Raw genomic sequence first — 17,695 nt, 5'->3', positions numbered from 1 at the left:
GTCATGCCAGAAAGAGATGCCGTTGATTTTACGGTGGCGATAGAGGTGAGAAAAGCAAAACCTCCCGCAGGGGAAGAGATAACCTGATGATCCAATGGCCACAACGGCGGGACATCGGCCCCGCCGCGCTGAGCAGAAAGGTCTCTTACACCAGCACCTGAAACAGCAGAGCGAAGAGAATAATGTTAGCAATCACGATAGCCCAGCCGTTATAGAGCATGTACTTGAGATGGGTCGACTGCGCCAGCCCCATCTGCCCGAACATGTCCGAAGAGGGGAACGGGCCAAACCAGTCCACCTGCGATGAAGCCAGCAGAACCGCAGTGGTTCCCTGCGGCGGGACGCCGGCAGCCATCAACATCGGGCCAAAAATCTTGTGGGTAAAGGTCATCTGCGCCACCGCCGCGCCGGGAACATGGCCAATGATATTGAAGGCGAAAATACAAAAGCACAGCCAGGCCGGGGAGATCCCTTCCAACAGCGGCTGGGTGTAGTCCAGCAGCCCCTGATAGGCATGGAGCCCATCCATCAGTTCAAGAATCGGGTTATAGAGCCAGTAGAGGATAAACATCCACACCAGACGGCCGCAGCCGTGATACAGCGCCTGCAAAATCTGCGTGGGCCGTAGGCCGCCGACCAGTCCGGTGATCAACGCCACCAGCAGCATCACAATAATCGCGAAGCTAAAGCCGGCTTTTATCACTACCCCAACCACCGCCATCACGATAATCGTTGCCGCAAACGCCAGCGCGCTGAGCTTTTTGCGCCTTGAAACGGCGGCACTGGCTTGCTCCTGCGTTTTTTCAGACAGGTCGACCTCATACCGCAGCTTCCCTTCGGTCATCTTCTGAATGCGCCCCGCCATCACCCAGCCGGCCAGCAAAGTCACCGCACTCATTGGCAACCCGACATACAGCAAATAGTCCGGATAGCTGAGGCCGCCGAGCTTGAGAATCGTCACGGTACTCGGCGTAAACGGCCCGGTAAAAAGCCCGATGGAGCCGGCGGTCATCATCAGCGCGGCCACCGTCGGCGGCGTCAGTCTGACCGCCGCGGCAACCGGAATAATTACCGCCACGATGATCGCATTTCCCCCGGCCATGGTCCCCAGGGCGCCGCAGATGAGAATCGACGAAATGACAATACCCAGTTTAACCCGGGTCTGACTCGACAGCCCGATACGATGAACCACAAATTTCACCAGCTCCACCGCGGCGCCGGTACGAGTCGCCACTTCTCCGACACCGGCACCGAGCATAATGATTAACCCGACTGTGGCAATAAAAGAGCCGGTCGATTTTGCCAGCATTGTTCCCATTTCAGGCAAGCTGGTCGAGGTCATAATCATCGCAATAATAATGGATGAGATCACCGCCAGCACAATATCTACCCCGACGAGCGAGAGGATGGCGAGGGCGACAAGCGGTGTAAAACTCAGCAAGCCGAGTTCGTCTGCGGGGTGTCCATGGCACCAAAATGCCGTCGCTAAAAACAGCCCTAATAACAGGCCAATAATAATATTTTTTCTGGTGATATTCTGTCTGGCTACCGGGTTGCCAGAGAGCGTTGAGTCACTCATATAACTCCTTGATGCCAATAAAACCGGCCGCTATTGGGACGCGGTGTATTCGGGCCTGCTCAGAAAATATCCCCCTCGTTATAATGTGTTGGCTTGGTTGCCTGAGGGTGTATGTAGGGACAACAGGTATTGTTCTGAGAATCGGATTATCCGCCGGAAGGCGGCGCAGTCAGCGCGATAAGTAAACAGCTCGCTGATTGCGGATTAAATTTATGTTAACTTAATGTTATTGGAAAATGACTTTTTATCTGGCCTCTATAACCCTGAGTTAACTCCTCATGAAACTGCGTCACCTGGAAATCTTCCACGCCGTGATGACTTGCGGCACGCTTTCCCGAGCAGCGGAATCGCTCAATATCTCTCAACCCGCCGCCAGCAAAGCGCTAAAAAACGCCGAGCAGAAGCTCGGTTTTAAACTTTTTCAGCGGGTACGCGGTAAACTGCTGCCCAGTAGCGAAGCGCTGATGCTGTTTGAAAAAGCTCAGAATATTTATCAGGATCTGGATAACCTCCGCCTGCTCGCCGATAACCTGGCCCGCGACCCCCGGGCCAAAATGAGCCTCGGTTGTCTGCCGAGCCTTGGGTTGAGTCTGGTCCCGGAACTGGTCACCGATTTCTATCAACAAAATGCCAATCTGGTGATGACACTCACCACCGAACACACTGAGACATTGGTCAAAAAACTGGATCTGCGCGAGATCGATCTGGCCCTGACGCTACAGCCCGTCCAGCAAGGGGAGATCACCAGCACCGCTATCGCTGAGGTCCCGCTGGTATACATTGACCGCGACTATCGCCAGGGAGAAGTGGCGATTGAGGAGATTGACCAGCAGCGGTGGATCTCGCCAGGACCACACTCCCTCTCCGCGGCCATTGCGACCCGCCGCGATTTTTCGACCACCCGTCTGAACGTGCAGACCTACTACATGGCCACCGAATTTGTGAAACGCGGCATGGGATGCAGCATTACCGATATTTTTTCCGCCCGGCATAACCTGGCGCCGGCGATGATTCATCCGATCGCGCCGCCGATGATGATCACCCTGTGTTTACTGCGTCGGGCAGACGTTTCACTCAGCCCGATCAGCCAGAAGTTTGTCGATTTTCTCTGTACCCGGCTCCGCCAGCAGCTGCAGGAGATTAACCTGGAGTTATACCCTGAAAATAAAAAGTCAATTGCGCCGCAGAGGCAAATGCTTTGACATAAAGCCCATGCATTTATCAGCGGTGGGTTTATCAGGTTATGAAAAAGCGCATTGTCATTATCGGCGGCGGTGTTATCGGGCTGGCAACAGCTTATGAGTTAATCAAGAGCGGTCATCAGGTCCAGTTGCTGGAACGTCAGGCGAAGCCAGGTCTGGCAACCAGCTTTGCCAACGGCGGGCAGCTTAGCTACCGGTATGTGGCCCCCCTGGCCGATCGTGGCGTTCCCCTGCAGGGGATGAAATGGATGGGTAAAGCCGACTCGCCTCTTAATATGCGTTTGAAAATGTCGGCGGATCAATGGCGCTGGCTGCTGCAGTTTCTCCGCGCCTGTAATAGCCAGACGAATAAGCTCAACGGCGATCATATATTGCGCTTGTCGCTGCTCAGCCGTCAGGTGATGCAGGAGTGGCTGACGGCGGATAATCTGCACGACTTTCACTGGCGGCGTTCCGGGAAATTGATCGTTCATCGCCGGACATATGATTTTAATAAAGCCGCCAAAGGTATCAGCCCGCAATATCAGCAAGCGTTGAATGCCGACGAGTGTATTCAACTTGAACCGGCGCTGAAATATATTCACCCTTCGCTGCAGGGCGGTATTTATTCGCCCGGCGATGAGACCGCCGACTGTCAAAAATTCTGCCAGGCGCTGCTGGAGAAGCTGCATGCCAGCGCCAGCTTTACTCTGACCAGCGATTGTGAGGTGCTGCGCCTGAATAAAAAAGGCGCCCGCATTGATTCTGTCGATACCCGTCAGGGAACGATGGTCGGCGATGAGTACATCGTGGCGGCAGGAAACGGCAGCGGTCCCCTGCTGGCCGGTACCGGTATTCGCGTGCCGCTGTGCGCTCTGAAAGGCTACAGCCTGACGCTCCCCTACCCCACAAAGCCCGGGATTGCGCCTGATATCAGCGTAACGGATTATGGCCATAAAGTGGTCTACGCCCGGCTGGGCGATCGGCTGCGCATTGCCGCCATGGTCGATATTGGCTACGACGGCGATGAACTGCGCCCCGAGCGTATCCAGGCGCTAAAAAAGATCGTCACCCGCAGCTTCCCTGAGTTGCAGGGCGTTGAGGATGCAGAGGCCTGGTGCGGTATGCGCCCTTCAACCCCCGCGGGTCCCCCTCTGCTTGGTCGTGCCGGGTATCAGAACCTGTGGATGAACCTCGGTCAGGGTAGCCTCGGCTTTACTCTGGCCGCCGGCAGCGCGGTGGTGCTCAGCGCGCTACTCAACGGCGCAAGTCCCGCCATTTCTTTAGAAGGTCTGACATGGGAACACTCAGCATGAAAATAGAACGTCATCATTCGCAGCCCCGTCTTTCCGCCAGCGTCGGGTACGGCGATCTGATCTTTTTATCAGGGCAAACCCCGGCAAGCAGCGATGACGATATCCGCCAGCAAACCCGGGAGGTTTTAGCAAAAATTGACGCACTGCTGGCCGAAGCCGGCAGTGATAATCGTCATATTCTGTCTGCTCAGGTGTGGCTGAAGACGATGGCACGTGATTTTGCCGGGTTTAACGAGGTCTGGGTCGCCTGGATGCCGGAAGGTCACAGCCCGGCACGCGCGGCCGTCCAGGCGGAAATGGCACGCCCTGATATCCTCGTCGAGGTGATGGTTACTGCCGTAAGAAGTTGATTTACGCCACAAAAGAAAAAGGCCGCATCAGCGGCCTTTTTAGTTAGTTCAGATTATTTGTCTCTGGGCGAAGCGTTTTCGACACGGCTTTTAAGTTTCTGACCGGGTCTGAAGGTCACCACACGCCGGGCTGTAATGGGAATATCTTCCCCCGTTTTCGGGTTACGACCCGGGCGTTGGTTTTTATCCCGCAAATCGAAGTTGCCGAACCCGGAGAGTTTTACCTGTTCTCCGTTTTCCAGAGCACGACGCACCTCTTCGAAAAACAACTCTACCAGCTCTTTGGCATCCCGCTTGCTAAGCCCAAGCTTATCAAACAGATATTCTGACATTTCAGCTTTTGTAAGCGCCATAGGTTCAATCCCTCAATGATGCCTGGAATCGCTCTTTTAATGCCTCTACACATCTGGCAACGGTAGCGGCAATCTCCTCTTCTTCGAGTGTACGGCTGGTATCCTGCAGGATGAGGCTAATCGCAAGGCTCTTACTGCCTTCCGCCACCCCTTTACCACGGTACACGTCAAATAAGTTTACGCCAACTACCTGATTTACGCCAACTTTCTTACACTCTGTCAAAACATCGGCTGCAGGTACGTTTTCCGCGACGACAACGGCGATATCACGACGGTTCGCCGGGAAACGAGAAATCTCGCGCGCCTGAGGCACCACGCGGTCTGCAAGCTTGTTCCACTCCAGCTCGAACGCTAAAGTCCGGCCGTTCAGATCCAGTTTACGTTCCAGTTCAGGATGAACAACCCCAATGAAACCAATACGTTCACCTTTCAGATAAATCGCGGCTGACTGCCCCGGATGCAGTGCGCTGTTCGCTTCTGCGCGGAATTCGATATCCGCTAATTTGCCGGTCAGGTCGAGAATGGACTCCAGATCGCCTTTCAGATCGTAGAAATCAACGGTCTCTTTTGCCAGATTCCAGTGCTCTTCGTAGCGGTTGCCGCAAATCACACCGGCCAGCATCACGTCCTGACGAATGCCCAGCGGAGCCTGGGTATCCGGAACAAAGCGCAAACCGCTTTCAAAAATGCGGACGCGGCTTTGCTGACGGTTCTGGTTGTACACCACCGTACCCAGCAGACCGGTCAGCAGCGACAGACGCATCGCCGACATTTCGCTGGAGATAGGGCTCGGCAGAATCAGGGCTTCTTCACCCGGGTGAATCAGCTGCTGCACTTTCGGGTCAACAAAGCTGTAGGTGATGACTTCCTGGTAGCCCTTGTCGTTAAGCAGCGTTTTTACACGTTTCAGCGACAGATTAGCTTCGCGGTGGGTGCCCATAATCAGCCCCGCCTGCACCGGCCGATCCGGAATATTGTTATACCCGTAAACGCGGGCCACCTCTTCGACCAGGTCCTCTTCGATGGCAATATCGAAGCGCCAGCTCGGTGCAACGGCCTGCCACTCACCGTCGCCGACGGTCACCTCACAGCCCAGGCGAGTCAGAATATCGCTCACCTGCGCATCATCAATATGATGGCCAATCAGACGATCCAGTTTGCTACGACGCAGGGTAATGGTCGCCGCCTTCGGCAACGCAGCTTCGTTGGTCGCATCGATAACCGGGCCCGCTTCGCCGCCGCAGATATCGATCAGCAGGCGGGTTGCACGTTCCATCGCTTTATACTGCAGCGCTGAATCCACGCCGCGCTCATAGCGATGAGACGCATCGGTGTGCAGACCGTGGCGACGCGCGCGGCCAGTGATCGACAGTGGGCTGAAGAACGCGCATTCCAGCAGCACGTTCTGCGTTTCGTCATTGACGCCAGAGTGTTCACCGCCAAAGATGCCGCCCATAGCCAGCGCTTTGTGATGGTCGGCAATAACCAGGGTATCGGTATCCAGTTTGGCTTCGGTCCCGTCCAGCAGAACCAGTTTCTCACCCTCTTTCGCCATTCGGACCACGATCCCACCGTCAATACGGTCGCAATCGAACGCATGCATCGGTTGACCCAGCTCGAGCAGCACGTAGTTGGTGACGTCAACGACCGCATCGATGGAGCGAATCCCGCAGCGACGCAGCTTCTCTTTCATCCACAGCGGCGTTGGCGCTTTAACATTGATACCCTTCACCACGCGGCCCAGGTAGCGAGGACAGGCCTCCGGCGCTTCAACGGTGACAGGCAGAGTATCGGTAATGGTGGCGGCAACGGGGGTAATCTCCGGTGCGTTCAGCGGTTCTTTATTCAGAACGGCCACGTCGCGGGCGACGCCGATGATACCTAAGCAGTCCGCACGGTTCGGCGTGACGCTGATTTCGATCGTGTTATCGTCCAGCTGCAGATATTCACGGATATCGGTGCCAATCGGCGCATCCGCCGGCAGTTCGATAATTCCGCTATGATCGTCGGATACGCCCAGCTCAGAAAACGAGCACAGCATCCCTTCGGAAGGTTCACCGCGCAGCTTCGCGGCCTTAATTTTGAAGTCGCCCGGCAGCACGGCGCCGATGGTTGCTACGGCAACCTTTAGCCCCTGACGGCAGTTTGGCGCCCCGCAGACGATGTCCAGCAGACGTTCGCCGCCGACGTTAACTTTCGTGACGCGCAGTTTGTCGGCATTCGGGTGCTGACCGCACTCAACCACTTCACCGACAACAACGCCGTTGAAGCTACCGGCTACCGGCTCAACGCCGTCCACTTCGAGGCCCGCCATGGTGATCTGGTTAGCCAGCGCTTCGCTGTCGATCGCCGGGTTAACCCACTCGCGTAACCACAGTTCACTGAATTTCATTATTCTGTCCTGCCCTTATTTAAACTGTTTGAGGAAACGCAAATCGTTTTCGAAGAACGCGCGTAAATCGGTCACGCCGTAGCGCAGCATCGTCAGACGCTCCATCCCCATGCCGAAGGCGAAGCCGGAATAGATTTCCGGATCGATGCCAACGTTGCGCAGAACGTTCGGATGCACCATGCCGCAGCCGAGGACCTCCAGCCACTTGCCGTTTTTACCCATAACGTCAACTTCCGCGGAAGGTTCGGTAAACGGGAAGTAGGACGGACGGAAACGAATCTGCAGGTCTTCCTCGAAGAAGTTATTCAGGAAGTCGTGCAGCGTCCCTTTCAGGTTGGTGAAGTTGATATTGGTATCAACAATCAGACCTTCCATCTGGTGGAACATCGGCGTATGGGTCTGGTCGTAGTCGTTACGGTAAACGCGGCCCGGCGCAATAATGCGGATCGGCGGCTGCTGGTTTTCCATAGTACGAATTTGCACGCCGGAGGTTTGGGTACGCAGCAGACGCGTCGCATCAAACCAGAAGGTATCGTGATCGGCACGGGCCGGGTGGTGGCCCGGAATGTTCAGCGCATCAAAGTTGTGGTAGTCATCTTCGATTTCCGGACCGGTCGCGACGGTGAAGCCAAGCTCACCGAAGAAGTGCTCGATACGGTCGATGGTGCGCGTCACCGGATGCAGCCCGCCGTTCTCGATCCGACGACCGGGCAGAGAGACATCGATAGTCTCTGCGGCCAGACGCGCATTCAGCGCTGCGCCTTCCAGATCCGCTTTACGCGCGTTAAGCGCCTGCTGAACCTGCTCTTTCGCTTCGTTGATGACCGCACCAGCCGCCGGACGCTCTTCTGGCGGCAGTTCACGCAGGGTTGTCATCTGAAGGGTCAGATGCCCTTTCTTCCCCAGGTATTCCACGCGGACGTTGTCCAGCGCGGCAACATCTGATGCCTCATTAATGGCTGCCTTCGCACTGGCAACCAGCTCTGCGAGATGTGACATGGTTTTCCTCATTATGTCGGTGCAGACACCGGTTATGATCATTATTTTATTCTGACTATTTCGAGTCACAGGCGGCGTCGGGCCGCATGGCACTTAGCACAGAAAAATCGCTGTCGCCGGATGCGCACTCAGCCCGCGCACCTGCAGCTTGAAATAGAATGAACACGTTCATATACGAAAAAAGCCTCCACAGTGGGAGGCTTTCTGGCGCTGTTTTCCGTTTCTTCTTTCACGCGCTAGCCTCCTGAGTTCAGGTGCTAAAGTAAAAAAAGAAGCGGAAAATAGCAGCATTCATGCTTGCATTACCTTGTCTGGTACGAAACGTAAGACCTGTATTGAAAAGCTTACGGCAATAAAAGTCAATGTATTGATGGTGTTGAAACGAAAAGAGGGAGACAAGCTCCCTCTTTCAACTGGCTTATGCCAGAGCTGCTTTCGCTTTTTCGACCAGCGCGGTGAACGCTAATTTGTCGAATACGGCGATGTCAGCCAGGATCTTACGGTCGATTTCAACAGAGGCTTTTTTCAGGCCGTTGATGAATTTGCTGTAAGAAATACCGTTCTGACGTGCTGCTGCGTTGATACGCGCAATCCACAGTTGACGGAACTGACGCTTTTTCTGACGACGGTCACGATAAGCGTACTGACCAGCTTTGATAACAGCCTGGAAGGCAACGCGGTATACGCGAGAACGCGCACCGTAGTAGCCTTTAGCTTGTTTCAAAATTTTCTTGTGACGTGCACGGGCAACTACACCACGTTTTACGCGAGCCATATGTGCTCTCCTGTATCTATTCTAATTAAAAAGTTTAAAAGGGTTAACGACTTATGCGTACGGCAGGCACGCGATTACCAGGCCCAGATCGCCTTTGGAAACCATGGCTTTCGGACGCAGGTGACGTTTACGCTTGGTAGCTTTTTTAGTCAGAATGTGACGCAGGTTAGCGTGCTTGTGCTTAAAACCACCTTTACCGGTTTTTTTGAAGCGCTTAGCAGCACCGCGTACGGTCTTAATTTTTGGCATTTTAATAACTTCCACTTCGCATTGTTAATAAACGAAACATAGGCGAACAACGCCTGCGAAGCCTGAGGGCTCCACAGGAGTTGCTACTTGAAGGCCTTACTGTTTCTTCTTAGGAGCGAGCACCATGATCATCTGGCGGCCTTCGATCTTCGATGGGAAGGATTCGACCACTGCCAGTTCACTCAGATCGTCACGGACGCGGTTAAGCACTTCCATACCGATCTGCTGGTGAGCCATCTCACGACCGCGGAAACGCAGCGTGATCTTAGCTTTATCACCCTCTTCCAGAAAGCGAACCAGGCTGCGGAGTTTTACCTGGTAGTCGCCATCATCGGTGCCAGGACGGAATTTGATTTCCTTAACCTGGATAACTTTTTGCTTTTTCTTCTGTTCCTTAGAAGACTTGCTCTTTTCATAGAGGAATTTGCCGTAATCCATAATACGACAAACCGGCGGCTCGGCGTTAGGGCTGATTTCGACTAAGTCTACTCCGGCTTCTTCAGCTTTTTCCAGAGCTTCTCTCAGACTCACAATACCAAGCTGCTCGCCTTCCAGACCTGTTAAGCGAACTTCTTGCGCGCGAATTTCGCCATTAATACGATTCGGACGCGCCGTTTGAACTCGTTTTCCGCCTTTAATACCTTATTCCTCCAGTTGTTGAAGACTGCGGCTGCGAATCTCTTGTTGCAGCTTTTCGATCACTTCATTTACGTCCATGCTGCCGAGGTCTTTACCACGACGGGTACGCACGGCCACTTTGCCGGCTTCGACTTCTTTGTCGCCACAGACCAACATATACGGGACACGACGTAAAGTGTGCTCGCGGATTTTAAAGCCAATCTTCTCATTTCTCAAGTCCGCTTTTACCCGAATGCCCGCATTTTGTAGTTTACGAGTCAATTCGTTAACGTATTCAGACTGAGAATCGGTAATATTCATCACCACGACCTGCACCGGCGCAAGCCAGGTTGGGAAGAAGCCGGCAAACTCTTCGGTCAGGATGCCAATGAAGCGCTCCATAGACCCCAGAATTGCGCGGTGAATCATTACCGGTACCTGACGCTCGTTATTTTCGCCCACATAAGAAGCGCTTAAACGCTGCGGCAGAGAGAAGTCCAGCTGTACTGTTCCGCACTGCCATGCACGATCGAGGCAGTCATACAGAGTAAATTCAATTTTCGGACCGTAGAACGCGCCTTCACCCAGTTGATATTCAAACGGGATATTGTTTTCTTCCAGCGCGACCGCCAGATCCGCCTCAGCACGATCCCAGGTCTCGTCGCTTCCGATACGTTTTTCCGGACGAGTTGAGAGTTTGACGACGATTTTCTCGAAGCCAAAGGTGCTGTACATATCGTAGACCATACGAATACAGGCGTTCACTTCCTCACGGACCTGCTCTTCTGTACAGAAGATGTGCGCATCATCCTGAGTAAAGCCACGTACGCGCATCAGACCATGCAGCGCGCCCGAAGGCTCGTTACGATGGCAGCTACCGAACTCCGCCATACGCAGCGGCAGATCGCGGTACGATTTCAGACCCTGATTAAAGATCTGCACGTGACCCGGACAGTTCATCGGCTTGATGCAGTATTCACGGTTCTCAGAAGAGGTGGTGAACATCGCATCTTTGTAGTTGTCCCAGTGCCCGGTTTTTTCCCACAGCACGCGGTCCATCATGAACGGACCTTTTACTTCCTGGTACTGGTACTCTTTCAGCTTGGAGCGAACGAACACTTCCAGCTCGCGGAAGATTGTCCAGCCGTCGTTATGCCAGAAGACCATACCCGGCGCCTCTTCCTGCATATGATACAGGTCGAGCTGCTTGCCAATCTTGCGGTGGTCACGCTTGGACGCTTCTTCCAGACGCAGCAGATGCGCGTTAAGCGCTTTTTTATCTGCCCATGCGGTACCGTAAATACGCTGCAACATCTTGTTGTTGCTGTCGCCGCGCCAGTACGCGCCTGCGGTTTTCATCAGTTTAAAGTGATGACAAAAACGCATATTCGGCACGTGCGGTCCACGGCACATGTCGACGTACTCTTCATGATGATACAAGCCAGGCTTGTCATCATGGGCGATATTTTCATCAAGAATGGAAACTTTATAAGTCTCGCCACGCTTCACAAAGGTTTCACGCGCTTCGTGCCAGCTGACTTTCTTCTTGATGACGTCATAATTCTTCTCGGCGAGCTCATGCATACGTTTTTCGAGCGCGTCGATATCTTCCTGGGTCAGCGTATGATCGAGGTCGACGTCATAATAGAAGCCGTTATCGATAACCGGGCCGATAGCCATCTTGGTGTTTGGCCACAGCTGCTTAATCGCATGACCGAGCAGATGCGCGCAGGAGTGACGAATGATTTCCAGGCCGTCTTCATCTTTTGCAGTAATGATGGAGAGGGTTGCATCGTTTTCGATGAGGTCGCTGGCATCGACCAGCTCACCATTCACTCGTCCCGCGATCGTGGCTTTCGCCAGGCCTGGACCGATATCCAGAGCAACATCCAGCGGGCTAACGGCGTGGTCAAAATGGCGTTGGCTGCCATCAGGAAGCGTAATTACAGGCATTTTATGTCCTTATTTGCAGTGGTGCCCCACACGAAAGAGCACATACAAAACAATATAATAATAATTATCAACAAGTTATAGCTCAGTTCCCGCTTCACTCTGCGAAATATGAGGACGATCGTTTACCGAGTCGTTCCCACCTGCAGCCGCCTGCTGATAACACCGACCCTTAGTTTACACATCATTAGTGCGTGTTAAAAGTCAGAACAAGATAAATGGTGGCGGTTATGGATAAAACAAGGGGGACAGAATCATATGCTGGATATTCAGCCACAGGAACAACGTGGCGGGACGGCGGACGAAAAAAGAAAAATAGCTCGTGCCACAATAGGTAATGGCAAGAAATAGCAAAGTGGAAGAATCAGTGTTGACCACCATTCAGGAAATAAACCGGTACATCTCTACCCGGCTTTATATTCCCTGAAACGTCATCATATTATCTACAGATGAAAATCAGGACCACTCGCCGGCAACAAGAGTATGGACATTAAATGCATCATCCATAGAGTGACCGGTTGATTGTGAACCGGGAGCAATATTCGATCCGGCTTCAACATCGGTCGCTTTCGCAATACCAACCTGCGTATGGTCGGTGTTGCCTGGCTGCGGGACCGGGTTCGCGGCGAATGCGCCAAAAGACAGGGTGCACAGCATCACAGCCGCAGTTGCGATTTTGCTATTTTTCATGATGGTGATTCTCTTATTTACTGAAGGTTGTCCGGCAAAGATCTCATCTTCGTCGATAGTCAACAGTATAGATCCCGATCACACTTTTGTCCGACTAAATATTTAGCTATTTGTGTCAAATTATCTACAGAGTTGTCAGGAAAAAATGAATTATGAGGAAATTGTGGAGTTATTTTCTTTTTATAAAAAATAAAACGAATGACCAAAAATAATAATGCCGATGGTTGCTAATTTTAAAACAATCAGGCCGGTTTCCCGGCCTGAAATACATTACATCTTATAACCCAGAGACAGCGTCGTGCGGCGATCGGTATGATTCGGCGCCGATGACGGCGGCTCGGAGTTCCAGGTCAGGTTGTAGGCAACCCGCAGTGCAAAATGCGCATTGATGGCGACATTCAACGCACTTTCCGAGTTCAGCGTAGTGTCCTGGGCACCGAACACCGACACCCCCTGGGTGAACTTGGTGTTATCGGTCATCTGCCAGGCCCAGGTACCGGAAGCATAGCCCAGCGGCTGAGTATCATTATCGCCATCGGTATACTCGTCATAGCGCACGCCCGGACCAAATTCAAAGCGCAGGCTGTGAACCGGACCGTTCAGGATCTGACGACCATAACCCGCGGTTAAAACGTCGCGTTGTTGATAGCCATTATAGCGATCGGTCAACCAGCTGGCCTGGCCAAACACGTAGTTGCTGTCGGTCAGGTTGTAGCGACTACGGCCACCAACCGCGTATTTTTCGGAGGAGCGCTGATCGTTGGATGACGTGTTGCTGGCATTACCCCACAGCGACCATGCCGTCGTATCGCCGTACCAGGTCAACGTAGAATCCGCGGTCATTGAAGAACTTTTCGTATTTCCGGACTGCGCCAGATAACCGGCGTTAACCGCACCTTCGAAAGGTTTTTTGGCAGTGGAAGGGTCATCCATAACAGTAAAAACGGAATCATCGGCCAATGCGTGCGCAGACGCAAAGAGCCCCCCCGCCAGCAATGCCGCTGCGGGTACTGTCTTCAAAAGCTTCATTTAATTTAGAGTCCGTACAACAAAAAGAGAGACCCAGCTGGTCCCGGAAACTTTCGCAAGGATCGCTATACGCGTCATCCTTCAGGCTACTTCTTTGTTGGCGTCACTAAGACATCCCCCACACAGCATGAACTGTGCTTTCGTGGGATGGCTTCCCTCGCCGCCTCGACGCATCTTGAATGATTTTTGTATCTTGCAGGTCCAATGAAAGGCAAAGAATTATAAAAAAGCACGATTAACATAGCAATCAATTACTATTTCATTTTTTGAATAAGACAGCTCTTAGAACAATCTTTATTTCATAAAGATAAAAATAAAAAGCGCTTTACAAATCGCGACCGGCAATGGCTTCCCCTTCCCGCTAAGAAGTGCCATGCTTAAAAACAGAACAGCTTAACCCGTATCATGGAGGAAATTAGATGACCAAAATCTATACGCTAACGCTGGCTCCCTCACTCGATAGCGCAACGCTGACCCCGCAAATGTACCCCGAAGGAAAACTCCGCTGCAGCGCACCGATTTTCGAACCCGGCGGCGGCGGTATCAACGTCGCACGTGCCATCACCTTTCTCGGTGGTGAAGCAACGGCCATTTACCCGGCCGGTGGCGCCACCGGCGAACATCTTACGGCGCTGCTCACCGCAGAACAGGTCCCGGTTGAGCCTGTCGAGGCGCAAGACTGGACGCGACAAAATCTGCATGTCCACGTAGGCGCCAGCGGCGAACAATATCGCTTCGTGATGCCTGGTGCCGCCTTAACGGAAGAGGAGTTCCGTCGCCTCGAAGAAAAGGTTCTGGCGATCGAGACCGGCTCACTGCTGGTCGTAAGCGGCAGCCTGCCGCCTGGCATCGGCGTTGACAACCTGACTCAGTTAGTCAAAAGCGCACAGCGTCACGGACTTCGCTGCATCATTGATAGTTCGGGCGAGGCGCTGGCCGCCGCTCTTGATGTCGGGAATATTGAGCTCGTCAAACCTAACCAAAAAGAGCTGAGTGCTCTGGTGGGGCGCGATCTGAGCCAGCCGGATGACGTTCGACGCGCGGCGGAGGAGCTGATTCGTTCGGGTAAGGTCCGCCGGGTTGTGGTCTCACTCGGCCCGCAGGGTGCGCTGGGCGTTGATGCCAGCGGCAGTGTACAGGTCGTGCCGCCGCCGATGAAAAGCCAAAGTACCGTTGGCGCCGGCGACAGCATGGTCGGCGCAATGACCCTGCGCCTGGCGGAAGATGCCAGTCTGGAGGATATGGTCCGCTTCGGCGTCGCCGCCGGTAGCGCCGCCACCATTAACCAGGGTACCCGTCTGTGCTCGTTGGAAAACACGCACAAAATCTACACTTACCTGTGTGGTCGCTAGTTCTCCTTCCCTCTGCTGGCGCAGAGGGAGTCGCCAAATCATCATCATGGTCTATGCTGAAAATTCCATGGATTACAACAGGGTGAAAAATGAGCACAGAAATTGTTACCCGCGTCGTCACGGTTAACTTTCAGGAAGAGACGCTGACCGAAATTAACGAGCTAAGTAATCATCTCACCCGCGCAGGATTTACTCTTGTGCTGAATGATGAAAACGGCAAGGTCCATGAACTGGGTACGAATACCTTTGGCCTGATTTCCGCGCAAAGCGCCGACGAGGTCAAAGCGCTTAGCGCCGGATTGGCGGAAACGGCGCTGGGTCGCCCCGTCGACGTTACCGTCACCACATTTGCTGAGTGGTTGAAAGCTCAATAAGTGCGATTCGTGCAACGGAGCGCGCCAGTTGTGCGTCAGTTCGAATTTTACACCGGGGTTATGGGCTAACCTTATGAAATGGTGGAAAACAAGGGGAGAGACAGCATGTGGCAAGCTATCAGCACGTTGTTAAGCGACTGGCATTCCGAAGCAGCTGAAATCGAACTCCGCAACGAACTGCCCGGCGGTGAAATTCATGCGGCCTGGCATTTACGTTTCGGCGGTCGGGACTACTTTGTTAAATGTGATGAGCGTGAACTTCTGCCTATCTTTACCGCTGAAGCAGACCAGCTTGAGCTGCTGTCACGGAGTAAAACCGTTAGCGTTCCGCAGGTTTATGCGGTTGGCAGCGATCGCGACTACAGTTTCCTGGTAATGGAATATCTGCCCCCTCGCCCGCTGGACGCGCACAACGCCTTCTTACTCGGTCAGCATATTGCACATCTGCATCAGTGGAGCGATCAGCCGCAGTTTGGTCTGGATTTTGATAACGACCTTTCCACCACGCCGCAGCCCAACGCCTGGCAGCGCCGCTGGTCGACTTTCTTTGCCGAACAGCGTATCGGCTGGCAGCTGGAGCTGGCTGCCGAAAAAGGGCTCAGCTTCGGCGATATCGACAGCATCGTCGATAATGTGCAGCAGCGCCTGAGCAATCACCAGCCTCAACCGTCATTGCTGCATGGTGATTTGTGGTCGGGGAACTGCGCGCTAGGCCCGAACGGCCCCTATATCTTCGATCCCGCCTGTTACTGGGGAGACCGAGAGTGCGACCTGGCGATGCTGCCGCTGCACCCTGAACAGCCGCCGCAGATCTACGATGGCTACCAGTCGATATCGCCGCTGCCCTCTGGTTTCCTTGATCGTCAGCCGGTTTATCAGCTCTACACGTTGTTAAACCGGGCGATCTTGTTCGGCGGGCAGCATCTGGTGACGGCGCAGAAAGCGCTGGATGCGGTCTTAATGGAAAAGGCCCCATAAGGGGCCTGATGACAACACGGTTAGCTAATCTCTACGCCTTTCAGACGGAATTTGATCGTCATGGTGACGCCAGTTCCCGGCTTGCCCGCTTCGTAGCGCCATTTGCGCAGCGCATTTTTCACATCGCGTTCAAACATATTGGCGGGCTGCGCGGAGAGAATCTCGACGTTATCCACTCGCCCATCCGGCGTGACATCAAACTTGACGCGTACAGAACCTTCGATACGCAGCGCCTGGGCACGTGTCGGATACGCCGGCTGGTTGCGGCTTATCGCCCGCGGGCCGCTCGGCGCGGTCAGGGTCGGTTTTGCCGTTGCCGGTGCGGAGTTCGGCTGCGTACGTGCTGGCGCCGTATTGGTCGTTTCGAACGGTGAAGCCACGCGCGTTTCCGCCGGTTTCACATCCCGCTTCGGTTGCTCAACCTTCTTCTCCGGCTTCGGTTTAGGCTTAGGCTTAGGCTTCGGTTTGGGTTCGGGCTTGTGAATCACCACCGGCGCTTCTTTTGGTGGCTCCGGCTCCGGCACCACTTCCGGTTCAGGCTCCGGTTCAACAACGGGTTCCACTACCGGCTGTGCCGCCTGAGGCGGTTCGAGATCTGCCGGCGCAACCATCGTAATTTCGATCGGTTGCGAGGGAGAGGGCCGTTCAATAACCTGATGTACCGAGGTATAAAGCAACCCCGCCACAACGGCACCGTGGATAGCCACGGACAGCAGCGTCGGCCACGGGAAGCGGCGAGGTAAATCAAGGGTCATTGCGCTCATAGTCGTTTCTGTTGAAAAATGATGCCCCGATTTTAAATGCAAATAGCAATCATATTCAATAAGCCTTGTTATCTTGCATCAAAATTTGCCCCGTTTTGTGGGAAAAAACGTCTGAAGCATGGCATTTTAAGTCGGTACGCATCTTTACATTGCAGTCAACGGCGGATTCACTTAACGTGATTCGCCTGTTTATTGATAAGGAGCCTTGCCGTGCTTTACGTTATCTACGCTGAAGACATTGCCGATTCTCTGGAAAAGCGCTTGTCGGTACGTCCCGCCCACCTGGCACGTTTGCAGCTATTACAAGATGAAGGTCGTCTGTTGACCGCCGGGCCAATGCCTGCCGTCGACAGTAATGAGCCTGGCGCCGCCGGGTTTACTGGCTCAACGGTCATTGCGGAGTTCGAATCGCTGGAAGTCGCCAAAGCATGGGCAAATGATGACCCTTACATCGCGGCTGGCGTGTACCAGAACGTCTCCGTGAAGCCTTATAAGAAAGTATTCTGAGACCGTCCGACGCTAAAATAACAGAGGCACCGTAAACGGTGCCTTTTATATCAGTACTCAGTGAAGACAAACAGCAGGGAACCTCGTTGTCGTTTCACCAGTTCCTTCCTGATGGAGAGGATGCGCATGTTGCGGCGCGATTGGGCTTCCAGCCAGCGGGACTTGCGGCGACTCACCTGTCTTAGCATGCGCCAGCGCCCTACTTCCGTTCTACTACGCTTCATTGCTACTACTCTACA

At 53.7% G+C, this 17,695-nt stretch carries 20 protein-coding genes and 1 other annotated feature; of the genes, 7 read left to right on the top strand and 13 right to left on the bottom strand.

Annotated features, from left to right (window positions below):
• Window positions 1-145 precede the first annotated feature (145 nt).
• A complete protein-coding gene (locus Q1L34_RS10215; protein WP_327204488.1) occupies window positions 146-1,579 on the bottom strand; it encodes a gluconate:proton symporter in 1,434 nt (477 codons plus the stop codon).
• A gap of 278 nt (window positions 1,580-1,857) precedes the next feature.
• Between Q1L34_RS10215 and admX the strand changes: the two genes are divergently transcribed.
• The 3 genes from admX to Q1L34_RS10200 are packed head-to-tail and all read left to right on the top strand — an operon-like array spanning window position 1,858 to window position 4,426.
• Entirely contained in the window at window positions 1,858-2,781 is a 924-nt protein-coding gene (gene admX, locus Q1L34_RS10210; RefSeq protein ID WP_004863346.1) for an HTH-type transcriptional regulator AdmX, read from the top strand.
• A 41-nt stretch (window positions 2,782-2,822) separates the two neighbouring features.
• Window positions 2,823-4,076, top strand: a complete 1,254-nt coding sequence (locus Q1L34_RS10205; RefSeq protein ID WP_032717755.1) for a D-amino acid dehydrogenase — start codon at window positions 2,823-2,825, stop codon at window positions 4,074-4,076.
• The gene (locus tag Q1L34_RS10200) at window positions 4,073-4,426 is read left to right on the top strand and encodes a RidA family protein (protein ID WP_004863350.1); all 354 of its coding nucleotides are present in this window, start codon (window positions 4,073-4,075) and stop codon (window positions 4,424-4,426) included. Before Q1L34_RS10205 ends, Q1L34_RS10200 begins: the two co-directional genes overlap by 4 nt.
• 53 nt (window positions 4,427-4,479) lie before the next feature.
• On the opposite strand, the gene ihfA is transcribed toward Q1L34_RS10200, so the two are convergent.
• The 10 genes from ihfA to Q1L34_RS10150 all read right to left on the bottom strand — a co-directional run bounded on the left by ihfA (window position 4,480) and on the right by Q1L34_RS10150 (window position 13,481).
• Window positions 4,480-4,779, bottom strand: coding sequence for an integration host factor subunit alpha (ihfA, locus tag Q1L34_RS10195; protein WP_004102960.1), 300 nt, complete (start codon window positions 4,777-4,779; stop codon window positions 4,480-4,482).
• 4 nt (window positions 4,780-4,783) lie between these two features.
• Window positions 4,784-7,171, bottom strand: a complete 2,388-nt coding sequence (gene pheT / locus Q1L34_RS10190) for a phenylalanine--tRNA ligase subunit beta (protein WP_004863353.1) — start codon at window positions 7,169-7,171, stop codon at window positions 4,784-4,786.
• A gap of 15 nt (window positions 7,172-7,186) precedes the next feature.
• A complete protein-coding gene (gene pheS, locus Q1L34_RS10185) occupies window positions 7,187-8,170 on the bottom strand; it encodes a phenylalanine--tRNA ligase subunit alpha (RefSeq protein ID WP_004863355.1) in 984 nt (327 codons plus the stop codon).
• 174 nt (window positions 8,171-8,344) lie between these two features.
• Window positions 8,345-8,470, bottom strand: a sequence feature (Phe leader region).
• Window positions 8,421-8,465, bottom strand: coding sequence for a pheST operon leader peptide PheM (pheM, locus tag Q1L34_RS10180; protein WP_001386830.1), 45 nt, complete (start codon window positions 8,463-8,465; stop codon window positions 8,421-8,423). (Overlaps the previous feature by 45 nt.)
• A 118-nt stretch (window positions 8,471-8,588) precedes the next feature.
• On the bottom strand, window positions 8,589-8,945 hold the full coding sequence (rplT, locus tag Q1L34_RS10175; RefSeq protein WP_004102963.1) for a 50S ribosomal protein L20: 357 nt from the start codon (window positions 8,943-8,945) through the stop codon (window positions 8,589-8,591).
• A 51-nt stretch (window positions 8,946-8,996) separates the two neighbouring features.
• Window positions 8,997-9,194 carry a 50S ribosomal protein L35 gene (gene rpmI, locus Q1L34_RS10170; RefSeq protein ID WP_001124225.1) on the bottom strand — a complete coding sequence of 66 codons (198 nt, stop codon included), beginning with the start codon at window positions 9,192-9,194 and terminating at the stop codon, window positions 8,997-8,999.
• A gap of 96 nt (window positions 9,195-9,290) precedes the next feature.
• Complete coding sequence (gene infC / locus Q1L34_RS10165) at window positions 9,291-9,833, bottom strand: translation initiation factor IF-3 (protein ID WP_049267827.1); 543 nt, start codon at window positions 9,831-9,833, stop codon at window positions 9,291-9,293.
• 3 nt (window positions 9,834-9,836) lie between these two features.
• Window positions 9,837-11,765, bottom strand: a complete 1,929-nt coding sequence (thrS, locus tag Q1L34_RS10160; protein WP_015584103.1) for a threonine--tRNA ligase — start codon at window positions 11,763-11,765, stop codon at window positions 9,837-9,839.
• A 453-nt stretch (window positions 11,766-12,218) separates the two neighbouring features.
• Entirely contained in the window at window positions 12,219-12,452 is a 234-nt protein-coding gene (locus Q1L34_RS10155) for a YdgH/BhsA/McbA family protein (RefSeq protein WP_015584102.1), read from the bottom strand.
• 270 nt (window positions 12,453-12,722) lie between these two features.
• Complete coding sequence (locus Q1L34_RS10150; protein ID WP_004863367.1) at window positions 12,723-13,481, bottom strand: DUF481 domain-containing protein; 759 nt, start codon at window positions 13,479-13,481, stop codon at window positions 12,723-12,725.
• Window positions 13,482-13,900: 419 nt separating this feature from the next.
• On the opposite strand from Q1L34_RS10150, the gene pfkB reads away from it, so the two are divergent.
• From pfkB to Q1L34_RS10135, 3 genes are all read left to right on the top strand, one after another.
• Window positions 13,901-14,833 (top strand): 6-phosphofructokinase II, encoded by a 933-nt coding sequence (gene pfkB / locus Q1L34_RS10145; RefSeq protein WP_004863368.1) that lies wholly within the window; start codon window positions 13,901-13,903, stop codon window positions 14,831-14,833.
• 89 nt (window positions 14,834-14,922) lie between these two features.
• Window positions 14,923-15,207 (top strand): type V toxin-antitoxin system endoribonuclease antitoxin GhoS, encoded by a 285-nt coding sequence (ghoS, locus tag Q1L34_RS10140; protein WP_004863372.1) that lies wholly within the window; start codon window positions 14,923-14,925, stop codon window positions 15,205-15,207.
• Between the two features lie 105 nt (window positions 15,208-15,312).
• Window positions 15,313-16,185: a fructosamine kinase family protein gene (locus Q1L34_RS10135; protein ID WP_004863375.1), complete on the top strand. Its 873-nt coding sequence runs from the start codon at window positions 15,313-15,315 to the stop codon at window positions 16,183-16,185.
• A 20-nt stretch (window positions 16,186-16,205) separates the two neighbouring features.
• Here the strand turns inward: Q1L34_RS10135 and tonB are convergent, their stop codons facing one another.
• A complete protein-coding gene (tonB, locus tag Q1L34_RS10130; RefSeq protein ID WP_069475855.1) occupies window positions 16,206-16,949 on the bottom strand; it encodes a TonB system transport protein TonB in 744 nt (247 codons plus the stop codon).
• A gap of 210 nt (window positions 16,950-17,159) precedes the next feature.
• On the opposite strand from tonB, the gene Q1L34_RS10125 reads away from it, so the two are divergent.
• Window positions 17,160-17,456, top strand: a complete 297-nt coding sequence (locus Q1L34_RS10125) for a YciI family protein (RefSeq protein ID WP_004863379.1) — start codon at window positions 17,160-17,162, stop codon at window positions 17,454-17,456.
• 50 nt (window positions 17,457-17,506) lie between these two features.
• Here the strand turns inward: Q1L34_RS10125 and Q1L34_RS10120 are convergent, their stop codons facing one another.
• On the bottom strand, window positions 17,507-17,680 hold the full coding sequence (locus tag Q1L34_RS10120; protein ID WP_004863385.1) for a YciY family protein: 174 nt from the start codon (window positions 17,678-17,680) through the stop codon (window positions 17,507-17,509).
• Window positions 17,681-17,695: the final 15 nt, after the last annotated feature.

The sequence above is a fragment of the Klebsiella ornithinolytica genome (genome assembly GCF_030505655.1).
In the GTDB taxonomy this organism is placed as follows: Bacteria; Pseudomonadota; Gammaproteobacteria; order Enterobacterales; family Enterobacteriaceae; genus Klebsiella; species Klebsiella ornithinolytica.
The sequence above is the reverse complement of the archived record's forward strand: the minus strand, read 5'-3'. Positions and strand labels throughout refer to the sequence as shown.

Bases quoted from the DNA above. Each gene is read 5' to 3' on its own strand.
- Q1L34_RS10205 (WP_032717755.1), top strand. From the start codon at position 2,823: ATGAAAAAGCGCATTGTCATTATCGGCGGCGGTGTTATCGGGCTGGCA.
- Q1L34_RS10120 (WP_004863385.1), bottom strand. From the start codon at position 17,680: ATGAAGCGTAGTAGAACGGAAGTAGGGCGCTGGCGCATGCTAAGACAG.
- admX (WP_004863346.1), top strand. From the start codon at position 1,858: ATGAAACTGCGTCACCTGGAAATCTTCCACGCCGTGATGACTTGCGGC.
- Q1L34_RS10135 (WP_004863375.1), top strand. From the start codon at position 15,313: ATGTGGCAAGCTATCAGCACGTTGTTAAGCGACTGGCATTCCGAAGCA.
- ihfA (WP_004102960.1), bottom strand. From the start codon at position 4,779: ATGGCGCTTACAAAAGCTGAAATGTCAGAATATCTGTTTGATAAGCTT.
- Q1L34_RS10215 (WP_327204488.1), bottom strand. From the start codon at position 1,579: ATGAGTGACTCAACGCTCTCTGGCAACCCGGTAGCCAGACAGAATATC.
- Q1L34_RS10155 (WP_015584102.1), bottom strand. From the start codon at position 12,452: ATGAAAAATAGCAAAATCGCAACTGCGGCTGTGATGCTGTGCACCCTG.
- Q1L34_RS10200 (WP_004863350.1), top strand. From the start codon at position 4,073: ATGAAAATAGAACGTCATCATTCGCAGCCCCGTCTTTCCGCCAGCGTC.
- tonB (WP_069475855.1), bottom strand. From the start codon at position 16,949: ATGAGCGCAATGACCCTTGATTTACCTCGCCGCTTCCCGTGGCCGACG.
- rplT (WP_004102963.1), bottom strand. From the start codon at position 8,945: ATGGCTCGCGTAAAACGTGGTGTAGTTGCCCGTGCACGTCACAAGAAA.
- ghoS (WP_004863372.1), top strand. From the start codon at position 14,923: ATGAGCACAGAAATTGTTACCCGCGTCGTCACGGTTAACTTTCAGGAA.
- pheS (WP_004863355.1), bottom strand. From the start codon at position 8,170: ATGTCACATCTCGCAGAGCTGGTTGCCAGTGCGAAGGCAGCCATTAAT.
- thrS (WP_015584103.1), bottom strand. From the start codon at position 11,765: ATGCCTGTAATTACGCTTCCTGATGGCAGCCAACGCCATTTTGACCAC.
- Q1L34_RS10150 (WP_004863367.1), bottom strand. From the start codon at position 13,481: ATGAAGCTTTTGAAGACAGTACCCGCAGCGGCATTGCTGGCGGGGGGG.
- rpmI (WP_001124225.1), bottom strand. From the start codon at position 9,194: ATGCCAAAAATTAAGACCGTACGCGGTGCTGCTAAGCGCTTCAAAAAA.
- pheT (WP_004863353.1), bottom strand. From the start codon at position 7,171: ATGAAATTCAGTGAACTGTGGTTACGCGAGTGGGTTAACCCGGCGATC.
- pfkB (WP_004863368.1), top strand. From the start codon at position 13,901: ATGACCAAAATCTATACGCTAACGCTGGCTCCCTCACTCGATAGCGCA.